We start from the raw sequence: 13,685 nt of genomic DNA on the forward strand, positions 1-13,685 counted from the left end.
AGCAACAACGCGGCGCGCGGCCCAATGCGTTCACGGCGCCAGCGCAAACGCTCCGGCCCCGGAAGAAAAACTCACACCCGGGCCGGCGCAGGGCCGAGATAATCCCGCGAACACCGCCACGGCGGCCTCCCCCGACCCCACCACTGCACAGCCCCATGACCCGTATCGCCGTGATCGAAGACGACCTGCCCACCAGCAACCAGTTGGCGGGATGGATACGCAGTGCGCGCAGCGGCATCGTGATCGACCAGTGGTTCACGCGCGACGAGGCCGAGGCCGCCCTGGCCCGCGAACACTACGACGCCGTGGTGCTGGACATCGAGCTGGGCCGCGAGCGCCATGCGGGCGTGGCCCTGATCAACGCCATCAACAAGCTGGGCCAGGGCACGCCGGTGCTGGTGGTGTCGGCCATGCCGGCCGCCATCTACCGCAGCATCATGAAAGCGCTGGACGCCTGGGACTACCTGCAAAAGACCACGTTCGAGGAGGCGGACTTCATCGAGACCTTCCTGGACATCCTGCGCACCACGCAGCGCGCGGCGCCCGTGGCCGCGCAGGCAGCCGCAGCGCCCGCAGGCGACGCCCTGGTGCTGGACCCGCTGTGGCAGCGCACGCCCACCTGGCGCGGCGAGCGCATCAACCTGCCGCTGACTGCCCAGCGCATCCTGGCCACGCTGCACCAGCGCAGCGGCGAAGTGGTGTCCTACGACGAGCTGTTCGAGGTGGTCAAAAGCGGCCGCAACCGCGACAACGTGCGCAAGCACGTGAGCACCATCCGCGAGGCCCTGCGCGAGGTGGACCCGGGCTTCGAAGGCATAGAGAACGTGCCCATGCGCGGCTTTCGCTGGGTGGGCCAAACCGGCGCCGCCGTCCGCACATGAAGCGCCTGCTCAACCCCAGGCTGGAGCTGCCCCGGCTGGAAGTGCCGCGCCTGGGCCTGGCCGCATTCCGCCAGCGCATTCTGCTGCGCGGCGTGTTCGTGCTGCTGGCCGTGGCCACGGTGTCCTTGAGCGTGGTGGTTCTCAAGGACGAGAAGGAACGCGCCTGGCAGGCCTACCAGCACGGCTTTGTGCGCAGCCAGGCCGAGGTCATGGCGCGGCTGCGCCATCCTTCGGGCCGGCTGGCCCTGCTCAACGCCGGCCACCTGGGCCAGGGCGTGACGCCGCTGGCGCCGCTGCTGCTGCCCTACGCGGCCATCGACTTCGACGATCCGCAAAAGTCCCAGCAGGCCGTGGAGATGGCCGGCTGCTCGGTCCAGTACCCCGATGGCGCCTCGCTGTGCGCAGCCATTGGCAACAATCCCTACGCAGGCGGATTCATCTATCTGGTGGGCAGCTTCTTCGCAGGCGAGCTGACACCGCGCGAGCGCGGCTCGCGCGAGCCCGCCCAGGCACACCGCGCCCGCATCACGCTGGACATGCGCGGCAGCACCTACCGCTGGATCGCGCCCTATGAGGCCATGCCGCAGCAGGGCAACAAGTCCGGCAACGGCGAGCACGGCCGGCTCACCGGCTTTGTGGACAACGGCACGCCCCAGCTTGAGGCCCGCGCGCGGCCCGTGCGCGATTTCCGTGGCTGGCTCTGGCAGAACGGCCATTGCCGCGACCTGCCGCCTGGCGTGCAGGGCAATGCGGGCAATGACAAGACACCCCCTGCAGCCGACTGCCTGCGCCGCACGCACTACTCCATCCGCCTGCCGGTCGAGCTGTTCCGCGAAGCCCTGTTCCGCAGGGACGTGCGCCCCGTCTGGCCGCCAGAAGACCTGGGCAGCATGCGTGTGCGCGTGGAAATGCTGGCCCCCGGGGACACGGAGCCGCCGGTGTTCGACAGCAATGCGCCGGGAGCGCAGCTTGCGGCCTCGCTCAACGACATCTCGCGCAGCCTGCTTCCGGGCGAGCGCGTGCAGATCCGCAAGGTGGGTGCCGACGAGGCCAGCGCCATCACCCTCAAGGGCGTGGATGTGCAGGCCGCGCCCTCGGCGCCCTGGCTGCTGCGCCTGATCAGCTGGCTGCCGCTGGATGCAGCCGGTGTCTCCGCCGCCACCATGACCCCGGCCGTGCCCACGGGCCAGGACATTCTGGACACGCCCACGGGCAACTACACCGTCAGCTTCACCGGCCACCCGCGCGATGTGGAACAGGGCCTGGCCGCCGTGGCCACGCGCCTGTCCTGGTACCTGGGCGCCATGCTGGCGGCCATTGCGCTGGCCTGGCTGATCGTCGAGCTGGGGCTGATTCGCCGCGTGACAGCCCTCACCCGGCGCGCCGCCGCCGTGTCCTACAACGTGCAGGATGGCCATGTCGGCCCGCGCCTGGGCGACCTCGAAGTATCGGACCTTCGTGGTTCCGACGAACTGGGCATTCTGGCCGGTGGCCTGGCCGACCTGCTGCAGCGCGTGAAGGACGACCTGCAGCGCGAACAGCTGCGCGCCCAGCAGGAACGCGACATGTGGCATGCCGTGGGCCACGAGATCATGTCGCCCCTGCAATCGCTGATGGTGCTTTACGGGCCCGACGACCCCGGCCACCGCTACGTGCAGCGCATGCAGCAGGCCGTGCATGTGCTCTACGGCACGGCATCGCCGGCCGAGGCGCTGCAGGCCGCCAACGTGCCCGAAGGCCGGCTGGACCTGAACGCCTTCCTGTCCCACGTGGCCGCCAACGCGCACTTCGCGGGCATTGCCAACGTGGTCTACGAAGGCGGGAGCGGGGGCGGGAACAGGGACGTCACGGGCGCCGTGATCGTGCGCGCCGACGAGTTTGCGCTGGAAGACGTGGTCACCCACATCCTGCGCAATGCCGACAGCTACCGGCCCGCGGGCACGGCCATCACGCTGTCGCTGTCGGCCTCGGAGTCCGCCGCCAGCGCCACGCTGCACAACCAGGGCGCCACCATTGCGGAGGACCTGCTGGAGCGCATCTTCGAGCTGGGCGTGTCCGCCCCCCAGGAGCCGGCGGCCGCCGGCGGCGCCGAGCACCGGGGCCAGGGCCTGTTCGTGGCCAGGACCTACATGGCCAAGATGGGCGGCACGATCAAGGCGCACAACACGCGCGATGGCGTGGCCTTCACGCTGACCTTCCAGCGCCTGGGCTGAGCGCCGGGCACCGCCGGCCAGTGCCCCCGGGGCACGGCCGGATGGCCCCGCGAAGGCACAATACGCAGGTGTCCATTCCCCAATCGTTCATCCAGGAATTGCTCTCGCGCGTCGACGTGGTCGATATCGTGGGACGCTACGTGCAGCTCAGGAAGGGCGGCGCCAACTTCATGGGCCTGTGCCCGTTCCACAGCGAGAAGTCGCCCTCCTTCACCGTCAGTCCCAGCAAGCAGTTCTATCACTGCTTTGGCTGCGGCAAGAATGGCAACGCCATCGGCTTTCTGATGGACCATGCCGGCATGGGCTTCGTCGAAGCCGTGCAGGATCTTGCCGGCCAGGTCGGCCTGCAGGTGCCGCAGGACGACATCAGCCCCGCCGAGCGCGAGCGCCAGGCCGCGCAAAAGCAGAAACAGGCCACCCTCACCGACGTGCTGGAGAAGGCAGGCGACGCCTACCGCAAGCACCTCAAGGCATCGCCCCAGGCCATCGACTACCTCAAGCGCCGCGGCGTCTCGGGCGAGACCGCCAAGCGCTTCGGCCTGGGCTACGCGCCTGCGGGCTGGCGGTCGCTGGCCAGCGTGTTTCCGCAGTACGACGATCCGCAGCTCGAAGAATCGGGCCTGGTCATCGTTGGCGAGGGCGACGACAAGCGCTACGACCGCTTCCGCGACCGGCTGATGTTTCCCATCCGCAACGTCAAGGGCGAGTGCATCGGCTTCGGCGGCCGCGTCTTCGGCGACGAGAAGCCCAAATACCTGAATTCGCCCGAAACCCCGGTCTTTCACAAGGGGCGCGAGCTCTACGGCCTGTTCGAGGCCCGCACCGCCCTGCGCGACATGGGCTATGCGCTGGTCACCGAAGGCTATATGGACGTGGTGGCCCTGGCCCAGCTGGGCTTTGCCAACGCCGTCGCCACGCTGGGCACGGCCTGCACGCCCGACCATATTCACAAACTGTTTCGATTTACCGAGGCCGTCGTCTTCAGCTTCGACGGCGACGCGGCGGGCCGGCGCGCCGCGCGCAAGGCGCTTGATGCCGCCCTGCCCTATGCCAGCGACACGCGCAGCGTCAAATTCCTCTTCCTGCCCGCCGAGCACGACCCGGACAGCTTCATCCGCGAATACGGCAGCGAAGCCTTTGCCCGCTACGTGGGCGACGCGCTGCCGTTGAGCCGCTTTCTCATCGAAGCCGCCAGCGAGGGCTGCGACCTGGGCCAGGCCGAAGGCCGTGCCCACATGGCCAGCAATGCCCGCCCGCTGTGGACGGCACTGCCTGACGGCGCCCTCAAGCGCCAGCTGCTGGGCGAGATCGCCGAACTCGTGCAGCTGGATGCGCGCGATCTCTCGGACCTGTGGTCGCAGGAAGCCGCCCGCAGCGGCCCGGCACGGGGCTCCATGGCCGGTGGCGCCCACCATCCGGGCCAGGCCAGCCATGCACCGGCCGCGGCCGACTGGGGCCAGCCGGCCGAATACAACGCCCCATCGGGCTGGCCCGAGGGGGGCAGCCAGGGCGGCGGCACAGGCGGCTGGCGTGGCGGCGAGCCCGGGCGCGGCGGCAAAAAGCCCTGGCCGCGCAAGCCCTGGGACAAGAATGGCCGCAGCGACTTCAACCCGCCGCCCATGGGGCCGCGCGTAGCCCCCGCCACGCGCACGGACCAGGCGGCGCGCCTGCTCATGGCGCACATGGAGTTCATGGAAGAACTCACCCACGAGGACTTCGAGGCGCTGGCGCGCTGCGCCGCAGGGCACGGCGCGCTGTTCCGCTGGATGGAAGCACAGTTCCAGGAATCCGGCCCCCGGCCCTTCGCCGTGCTGCGCGAGCAGCTGCGCGGCCTGCCCCATGAAGTGCTGGCCGACAAGCTGATGAGCGGCCCCCACGCCCATCCCGAAGGCGAGCTGTCCGAGCTGCGCCGCGAGCTGCGCGGCGTGCTCAACCGCATCGTCATCGACCACATCAAGGCCCAGATCGACGAAGCCGTGCGCGACATGGCACGGGACCCCAGCGCCGCCCAGCGCTATCGCGATCTCTTTGCCCGACAGCAGGTCCTGGAAAACCAGATGCGTACTTCCTCTTGAAATCGAGGTAAGCAGATATAATTAGGGGCTATCGGCAAGAGCGACAGCAGCACCTCCGGACCGGGCCCCGTGAAGAACTCACGTGATTGCAGCAACTGCACGGCCCAATTTCCCGCAAGGACTGCACACCAAATGTTCGCCCAGACATCTTGCCTGGAACGTTTTTCGCTTCCCTGGCGGACCTAGTCCGTCCGCGCGTGCGCCTAGGCGGCGCTTGTTTGAGTTTCCCTTTGTGTGTGTTCGCTCCTGACCGTGAGGTGCTCATGCCCGTTTCAAAGTCCGTGAAGTCCAAGCAGGCCCCCGAAGCTCCAGCGAAGCCCAAGACTTCGACAACCTCTTCAGCCCCGGCCAAGGCCGGTGCCGGCAAAGCCGCTGCAGGACCGAAGAGCGCCGCATCTGCGGCCAAAGCAAAGAAAGATACCGACGTGGTAACCAAGTCCCAAGCCGAACTCAAAGCCATGGCCGACGAGCTGCTCGCCGCCGCGACCCCCAAGCGCGGCCGCAAGAAGGCAGCCGAAGGCGACGACGCCCCCGCCCAGACCGAAAAGAAGCCTGCCGCCGCCAAGAAGGCGCCGGCCAAGGCAGCCGCAAGCTCCACCGCCGCTGCCAAGACCCCCGCCAAGCGCGGCCGCAAGCCCAAGGCCAAGGAAGGCGGCGACGACATCGATGATGCCGACCTGTCCGACATCGATGGCGACATCGACGGCGAAGGTGAAGGCGAGTCCGAGGTCGAGACCGAAGTGGAAGTCGAGGTCGAGACCACTTCGGCCCCGGCCGAAAAGGTCAAGCCCCTGCGCATGAAGATCAGCAAGGCCAAGGAACGCGCCTTGATGAAGGAATTCGGCCTGGACGAAACCGTCCTGACCGAAGAGGAAATGTCCACCCGCCGCCAGCGCCTGAAGGCGCTGATCAAGCTGGGCAAGACGCGCGGCTACCTGACGCACAGCGAAATCAACGACCACCTGCCCGACAAGCTGGTCGATGCCGAGACGCTGGAAGTCGTGATCTCCATGCTCAACGACATGGGCGTGGCCGTCTACGAGCAGACTCCCGATGCGGAAACCCTGCTGCTGAACAACACGGGCCAGTCCGCCACCACCGAAGAGGAAGCCGAGGAAGAGGCCGAAGCCGCCCTGTCCACGGTGGACTCCGAGTTCGGCCGCACCACCGACCCCGTGCGCATGTACATGCGCGAAATGGGCACGGTCGAGCTGCTGACGCGCGAAGGCGAAATCGAAATCGCCAAGCGCATCGAAGGCGGCCTGATGGACATGATGGAGGCCATCTCGGCCTCGCCTGCCACCATCGCCGAGATCCTGGCCATGTCCGAGGAAATCCGCGAAGGCAAGGTTGTCATCTCCACCATCGTCGACGGCTTCGTCAACGCCAATGAGAACGACGACTACGTGGCCGAAGAAGACTTCGACGAATACGACGAAGAGGACGACGACGACGGCAAGGGCGGCTCCAAGGCGCTGACCAAGAAGCTCGAAGAACTCAAGAACGAGGCGCTGCGCCGCTTCGACGCCATGCGCGAGAACTTCGACAAGATGCACAAGGTGTACGACAAGGACGGCTACGGCACGCCCGTGTACATGAAGGTGCAGAAGGCCCTGACCGAAGAGCTGATGACCATCCGCTTCACGGCCAAGACCATCGAGAAGCTGTGCGACCTCGTGCGCGCCCAGGTGGATGACGTGCGCAAGAAGGAACGCGAGCTGCGCAAGATCATCGTGGACAAGTGCGGCATGCCGCAGGAGACCTTCATCGCCCAGTTCCCGCCCAACCTGCTGAACCTGCAGTGGGTGGTGCAGCAGGTCGCGGCCGGCAAGCCCTGGAGCAACGTGCTCGAGCGCAACATCCCGCCCGTGCAGGAGCTGCAGCAGAACCTGATCGACCTGCAATCGCGCGTGGTCGTGCCGCTGGACGAGCTCAAGCGCATCAACAAGCGCATGAACGATGGCGAGCGCGCCAGCCGTGACGCCAAGAAGGAGATGATCGAGGCCAACCTGCGCCTGGTGATCTCCATCGCCAAGAAGTACACGAACCGCGGCCTGCAGTTCCTGGATCTGATCCAGGAAGGCAACATCGGCCTGATGAAGGCGGTGGACAAGTTCGAATACCGTCGCGGCTACAAGTTCTCGACCTATGCCACGTGGTGGATCCGCCAGGCCATCACGCGCTCGATCGCCGACCAGGCGCGCACCATCCGTATCCCGGTGCACATGATCGAGACCATCAACAAGATGAACCGCATCTCGCGCCAGCATCTGCAGGAGTTCGGCTTCGAGCCCGATGCGTCCATCCTGGCGGCCAAGATGGAGATCCCCGAGGACAAGATCCGCAAGATCATGAAGATCGCCAAGGAGCCGATCTCCATGGAAACGCCGATCGGCGACGACGACGATTCGCACCTGGGCGACTTCATCGAGGACACCAACAACACCGCTCCCGTGGACGCCGCCATGCAGGCCGGCCTGCGCGACGTGGTCAAGGACATCCTCGACGGCCTCACCCCGCGCGAAGCCAAGGTGCTGCGCATGCGCTTCGGCATCGAAATGTCCACCGACCACACGCTGGAAGAAGTGGGCAAGCAGTTCGACGTCACGCGCGAACGCATCCGCCAGATCGAAGCCAAGGCCCTGCGCAAGCTCAAGCACCCGAGCCGCTCGGACAAGCTGCGCAGCTTCATCGACTCGCTGTAAGGCGCTGTGGATGCCGGCCCCCCGGGCCGGCAAACACCCCCTGGAAAGCCCCGCACTCCCCTGCGGGGCTTTTTGTTTGTGGCGGGCCATCTGCCGACAGGGCGACGGTGGCGCGATAGACTGCCGCCTTTGTCTGCACGGGCAACAGCATGGCTCTCGAAATCGAACGCAAATACCTGGTGGCCGACCCTGGCATCGTGGCAGGCCTGACCGGCGTGCGCATGGCGCAGGGATACATCGCCGACAACGGCATGTGGGTGCGGGTGCGCATCGCCGGAGACACCGGATTTCTCACGCTCAAGGGCCCGGCACGCGGCATGAGCCGGACCGAATTCGAATACCAGATCCCGCTGGCCGATGCCGAGACGCTGCTGGCCCAGCACTGCGCGCATGGCGCCATCGACAAGGTGCGCTACATCGTGCCGGTGGACGGTTTCGACTTCGAGGTCGATGTGTTCGAAGGCCCCCTGGCCGGCCTGGTCACGGCCGAGATCGAGCTGGCGAGCGAGGATATCCAGCCGCCATCGCCCGCCTGGCTGGGCGCGGAGGTCACCTCCGACCTGCGCTACAGCAATTCGCAACTGGCCAAGACCCGGCAGTTGCCCTCACCGGCCGTGCTGCCGGGTTGACGCAGGACGGCCCTGTGGACGCCCCGGGGCTATAGGGACTGACTGCCGGGACTGACTGCCGGAACTGCCTGCGCCGTGCAGCAGTTCAGCCGCCGGCCCGGTCCAGGGCCATCGTCTGCACCCGCAGTTCGCAGCCCTCGCGCAGCGGCTGCAGATCGCCCTGCGCCCGGAAGCCATGCGCCAAATACAGCCGCATGGCGGGAGAGTCTGCTGCGGTCACGCCCAGCCGCACACGCCGCATGCCCATCTGCCAGGCCCAGGCGACGGCCTGCGCCAGCAGCGCCTGGCCCGCGCCCCGGCCACGCGCGGCAGGATCGACCCACATCTGAAAGAGGTCGGCCACGCCGGGCTCGTCGGCACACAGCTTGCACCAGACCAGGCCGCAGGCCTGTTCGCCGTTGACAGCGAAGAGCACCCTGTCCCTGCCCCCGGCAGCAGCGGCCTGCAGCCGTGCAGCCCAGTCCGCGTCAGCCCTTGCAGCCTCTGCCGCCCAGGTGCTGCCGAAGGCGTCGGGGGCATCGCGCAGGGCATGCAGGCGGATATCGCGGTACTGCGGCCATTCATGGGGGTCAACGGGGCGGATGGAGATCATGGAGCTTTCTGCGTCGGACAAAGGGGTTGGGAAAGAGAACCTCAGCCCCGGCCATGCCGGGCTCCGAGCACCGCCAGCATACGGAAAAAGGCGGCACCGATCTCCTCCTCGCAGACGCAGGCGTATCCCAGCAGCAGGCCGCGCCGCTTGTGCGGGCCTGCGTAATAGCGCGACAGCGGCTTGACGAAGATGCCCGCCTGCCGGAGATCCTCGGCAAGCGCCACATCGTCGTCCTGGCCCGGCAGCTGCATCACGAAATGCAGGCCTGCGCTGCTTTCCACCCAGGGCAGGTGGTCGGCGCCCAGGTAGCGCTCGATCAGGGACAGCAGCATGCGGCGGCGCTTGCCGTAGAGCAGGCGCATCTTGCGGATGTGGGCGGCGTAGTGGCCTTCGGTGATCAACTCGGCAATCACCTGCTGGGGCAGTTGGTGCCCCTCGCGGTACAGCTCGGAATGGATGCGCCGCAGGGGCTCGGCCAGGGCCGGTGGCAGCACCATGTAGCCCATGCGCAGCCCCGGATAGAGGGTTTTGCTGAAGGTGCCTATGTAGATCACGGGTGCACCTTCCTCCATGCCCTGCATGCTGGGCACGGGACTGCCGGAGAAGCGGAATTCGCTGTCGTAGTCGTCCTCCACGATCCAGGCGCCCACGCGGCGCGCATAGGCAATCAGCGCACGGCGCCGGGCCATGCTCATGACGGCGCCCAGGGGATATTGGTGCGAGGGCGTGACGAAAATCAGCCGGGGCGCGGGCAGGCCTTCGGGCAGTTGCATGCCCTCCTCGTCCACGGGCACGCTGTGCAGGTGCAGCCCGTGCTGCATGCGCAGCACGTTGGCAATGCCCCAGTAGCCGGGCTCCTCCATCCACACGCAGTCGCCGGGATCGGCAAGGCTGCGCACCACCAGGTCGATGGCCTGGTGCACGCCTTCGGTGATCAGCACCTGGCCCGGCCCGCAGTCCACCGAGCGCGCCACGCGCAGGTGCTCGGCCAGGGCCTGCTTGAGCGCGTCCACGCCGCCGCGCGTGCCGTAGGTCAGCAGTTGCGGCCCGGCGTGGCGCAGCAGGCGGTTGTGGATGCGCGCATAGGTGGCGCGCGGAAATTCGGTCACGTCGGGCACGCCGGGCATGAAGGCGCCCCATTGCTGCTCGGAGGCCTGGGCCGTTTTCAGCAGGGCCTGCGCCTGTGCAGACAGGCCGCCGCCCGGTGCGGGCGCCGCGGCGGTGGCGCGGCGTGCGGGCGCACGCCCGCCGCTCAGCAGCAAGGCCGCAGGCAGGGTGTCCACCACATGCGTGCCCCGCCCCACCTGGCTGCGCACATAGCCCTCCACCTGCAGCTGCTCGTAGGCGTGGTTGACGGTGTTGCGCGACACGCCCAGCTCGCGCGCCAGGTCACGCGAGGCAGGCAGACGGCTGCGCGGCAACAGGGCCCCGCTGTCTATGGCCTGGCGGATGGCCAGGTACAGGCCCCGGTTGAGATGGGTGCGGTCGCCGCCCAGCCCGCGCCAGTCCATCTGGAGGATGAGATCCGCGCACACGGAGGGTTTTGCCATGCCTGCCTTGGTGGAGTGAGGATAGAGCTGGAGGTGGAGGCGCGCTCAATTGGCACCACCATCTTTTCAAAAGATGGCTCCAGTCATGGAACCAATGGCCACTATAACGGGAAGCCTTGCATCCCCATCAACGGAGAACCCTCTCATGTCCAGCGCCACCGCCTCTTCCCCGAACCAGCAACTCCAGAACCGGCGCAACGCCGCCATGCCGCGCGGCGTGGGCGTGATGTGCGGCTTCCATGCCGTGCAGGCCGACAACGCCCTGCTGACCGATGCCGAGGGCCGGCAGTACATCGATTTCGCGGCCGGCATTGCCGTGCTCAACACGGGCCACCGCCATCCGCGCGTGGTCCAGGCCGTGCAGCAGCAACTGGAGCGCTTCACGCACACGGCCTTCCAGATCGTTCCCTACGAAAGCGCGATTGCGCTGGCCGAGCGCATCAATGCGCTGGCGCCCATCGCCGGCCCGGCCAAGACCGCCTTCTTCACCACGGGCGCCGAGGCCGTGGAGAACGCCGTCAAGATCGCGCGCCATGCCACGGGCCGCTCGGCCGTGATCGCCTTCCAGGGCGCCTTCCATGGCCGCACCCAGCTGGGCATGGCACTGACGGGCAAGGTGGCGCCCTACAAGCAGGGCTTCGGCCCCATGCCGGGCGAAGTCTTCCACGCGCCCTTCCCCAGCGAGCAGGCGGGCGTGAGCGTGCAGCAGTCGCTGGACGCCATTGCCATGCTGCTCAAGACCTCGGTGGACCCGCAGCGCGTGGCCGCCATCATCGTGGAGCCCGTACAGGGCGAAGGGGGCTTCCACCCCGTGCCTGCCGCCCTGTTCACCGGCCTGCGCCAGCTGTGCGACCAGCACGGCATGCTGCTGATCGCCGACGAGGTGCAGACCGGCTTCGCTCGCACGGGCAAGCTGTTCGCCATGGAGCACTACGGCGTGCAGCCCGACCTGATCACCATGGCCAAGAGCCTGGGCGGCGGCCTGCCGATCTCGGGCGTGGTGGGCCGCGCGGCCATCATGGACGCACCCCACCCCGGCGGCCTGGGCGGCACCTATGCCGCCAACCCGCTGGCCGTGGCCGCGGCCCATGCCGTGCTCGACGTGATCGATGAAGAACGGCTGTGCGAGCGCGCCCACGCACTGGGCAACCAGCTGCGCGCGCGCCTGCAAGCCCTGCAGGCGCAGGATGCCGGCATTGCCGACGTGCGCGGACTGGGCTCGATGCTGGCCGTGGAGTTCCGCCTTCCCGGCAGCGGCGAGCCCGATGCGCAGCGCGTGGCCGCCGTCGTCCGGCACGCGCAGGAGCAGGGCCTGCTGCTGCTGACCTGCGGCCTGTACGGCAACGCCATCCGCTTTCTCTATCCGCTGACGATTCCACAGCCGCTGTTCGCCAGGGCCCTGGACATCATCGACAGCGCCATCACCCAGAGCGCGTCCCAGCCAGTCGCCGCCTGAATCCCCATCCCAGCCACACCCTGCCGCACCATGAGTCTTTCACTGCAACGCCCCGATCTGTTCCGCCAGGCCTGCCTGCTCGCCGAGGGCTGGCGAGCCGTGGGCTCCGGCCCCGCCATCGACGTCTTCAACCCCGCCACGGGCGAGCGCCTGGGCCAGGTGCCTGCCCTGCAGGCCGGCGAGACCGAAGCCGCCATTGCCGCCGCACAGCGCGCCCTGCCCGCCTGGGCCGCGCTGACGGGCAAGCAGCGCGCCGGCATCCTGCGCCGCTGGTTCGACCTGATGCTGGCGCACCAGGACGATCTGGCGCGGCTGATGACCCTGGAGCAGGGCAAGCCCCTGGCCGAGGCACGCGGCGAGATCGCCTACGCGGCCTCCTTCATCGAATGGTTTGCCGAGGAAGGCAAGCGCGTGGACGGAGAACTGCTGCAGTCGCCCACGGCCGGCCAGCAACTGCTGACGCTGCGCGAGCCCATTGGCGTGTGCGCCGCCATCACGCCCTGGAACTTCCCGGCCGCCATGATCACGCGCAAGGCCGGCCCGGCGCTGGCCGCCGGCTGCACCATGCTGGTCAAGCCGGCCGAAAGCACGCCCTTCACGGCCCTGGCCCTGGCCGTGCTGGCCGAGGAGGCCGGCATTCCAGCCGGTGTGTTCCAGGTGCTGACCGGCCATCCGCAGGACATCGGCCAGGCGCTGACCCAAAGCCCCGTGGTGCGCAAGCTCAGTTTCACGGGCTCCACGGCCACCGGGCGGCTGCTGATGCGCCAGTGCAGCGACACGGTCAAGAAGCTGTCGCTGGAGCTGGGCGGCAATGCGCCGTTGATCGTGTTCGACGATGCCGATATCGACCAGGCCGTGGCCGGCATCCTGGCTTCCAAGTTCCGCAACGCGGGCCAGACCTGCGTATGCGCCAACCGCATCTATGTGCAGGACGGCATCCATGACGAACTGGCCCGCCGCCTGGCGCGGGCCATGGCGGGCTTCAAGGTCGGCAACGGCCTGGAGCCCGGCGTGACGCATGGCCCGCTGATCAACGAGGCCGCCGTGCAGAAGGTGGAAAGCCATGTGGCCGACGCGCTGTCCAAGGGCGCACGCCTGCTGGCCGGTGGCAGGCGCCCGGTGCCGGGTAAGCTGTTCTTCGAGCCCACGCTGCTGGCCGATGTGAACGACAGCATGCGGGTCTGCGAGGAAGAGACCTTCGGCCCGCTGGCGCCGCTGTTCCGTTTCCACGACGAGGACGAAGTGGTGCGCCGCGCCAACGACACCATCTACGGCCTGGCCGCCTATCTGTTCACCAGCGACAACCGCCGCATCTGGCGCGTATCGCGTGCGCTGGAGTACGGCATGGTGGGCATCAACACCGGCCTGATCTCCAACGAGGTTGCGCCCTTCGGCGGCGTCAAGCAGTCCGGCCTGGGCCGCGAGGGCTCGCGCCACGGCATCGAGGAATACCTGGAAACCAAGTACCTGTGCCTGCAGACGGCATGAGCACGGCATGAGGACGGCCTGAAGTCCGCAGTGCCCCCCGGCAGGGAAGACAGCATGGGCCCTTGACGGCAGCCTGGCTAGACTGGGCACCATCAA

Annotated in this window: 9 protein-coding genes; 7 read left to right on the forward strand and 2 right to left on the reverse strand. The window is 68.0% G+C overall.

The genetic code is table 11. The features are described from left to right. The first annotated feature begins 155 nt into the window (after positions 1-155). From INR38_RS06100 to INR38_RS06120, 5 genes are all read left to right on the forward strand, one after another. Complete coding sequence (locus tag INR38_RS06100; protein ID WP_207441795.1) at positions 156-881, forward strand: response regulator; 726 nt, start codon at positions 156-158, stop codon at positions 879-881. After that, a complete protein-coding gene (locus tag INR38_RS06105; protein ID WP_207441796.1) occupies positions 878-3,094 on the forward strand; it encodes a HAMP domain-containing sensor histidine kinase in 2,217 nt (738 codons plus the stop codon). The genes INR38_RS06100 and INR38_RS06105 overlap by 4 nt, the downstream gene beginning before the upstream one ends. 41 nt (positions 3,095-3,135) lie before the next feature. After that, positions 3,136-5,169, forward strand: coding sequence for a DNA primase (gene dnaG / locus INR38_RS06110; protein ID WP_207441798.1), 2,034 nt, complete (start codon positions 3,136-3,138; stop codon positions 5,167-5,169). A gap of 263 nt (positions 5,170-5,432) precedes the next feature. Then, on the forward strand, positions 5,433-7,874 hold the full coding sequence (gene rpoD / locus INR38_RS06115) for an RNA polymerase sigma factor RpoD (protein WP_013801152.1): 2,442 nt from the start codon (positions 5,433-5,435) through the stop codon (positions 7,872-7,874). A 149-nt stretch (positions 7,875-8,023) separates the two neighbouring features. After that, complete coding sequence (locus INR38_RS06120) at positions 8,024-8,503, forward strand: CYTH domain-containing protein (protein ID WP_207441799.1); 480 nt, start codon at positions 8,024-8,026, stop codon at positions 8,501-8,503. Positions 8,504-8,588: 85 nt separating this feature from the next. Here INR38_RS06120 and INR38_RS06125 read toward each other — a convergent pair whose 3' ends face one another. Together INR38_RS06125 and INR38_RS06130 are read right to left on the reverse strand one after the other, a co-directional pair. Further along, positions 8,589-9,095, reverse strand: coding sequence for a GNAT family N-acetyltransferase (locus INR38_RS06125; RefSeq protein WP_207441800.1), 507 nt, complete (start codon positions 9,093-9,095; stop codon positions 8,589-8,591). A gap of 41 nt (positions 9,096-9,136) precedes the next feature. After that, the gene (locus tag INR38_RS06130) at positions 9,137-10,645 is read right to left on the reverse strand and encodes a PLP-dependent aminotransferase family protein (RefSeq protein WP_207441801.1); all 1,509 of its coding nucleotides are present in this window, start codon (positions 10,643-10,645) and stop codon (positions 9,137-9,139) included. Between the two features lie 145 nt (positions 10,646-10,790). Between INR38_RS06130 and gabT the strand changes: the two genes are divergently transcribed. Next, positions 10,791-12,101 carry a 4-aminobutyrate--2-oxoglutarate transaminase gene (gene gabT, locus INR38_RS06135; protein WP_207441802.1) on the forward strand — a complete coding sequence of 437 codons (1,311 nt, stop codon included), beginning with the start codon at positions 10,791-10,793 and terminating at the stop codon, positions 12,099-12,101. Between the two features lie 30 nt (positions 12,102-12,131). After that, a complete protein-coding gene (locus INR38_RS06140) occupies positions 12,132-13,589 on the forward strand; it encodes an NAD-dependent succinate-semialdehyde dehydrogenase (protein ID WP_207441803.1) in 1,458 nt (485 codons plus the stop codon). Positions 13,590-13,685 lie beyond the last annotated feature (96 nt).

Source organism: Delftia sp. SD018, from assembly GCF_017355445.1.
Taxonomy (GTDB): Bacteria; Pseudomonadota; Gammaproteobacteria; order Burkholderiales; family Burkholderiaceae_C; genus Comamonas; species Comamonas acidovorans.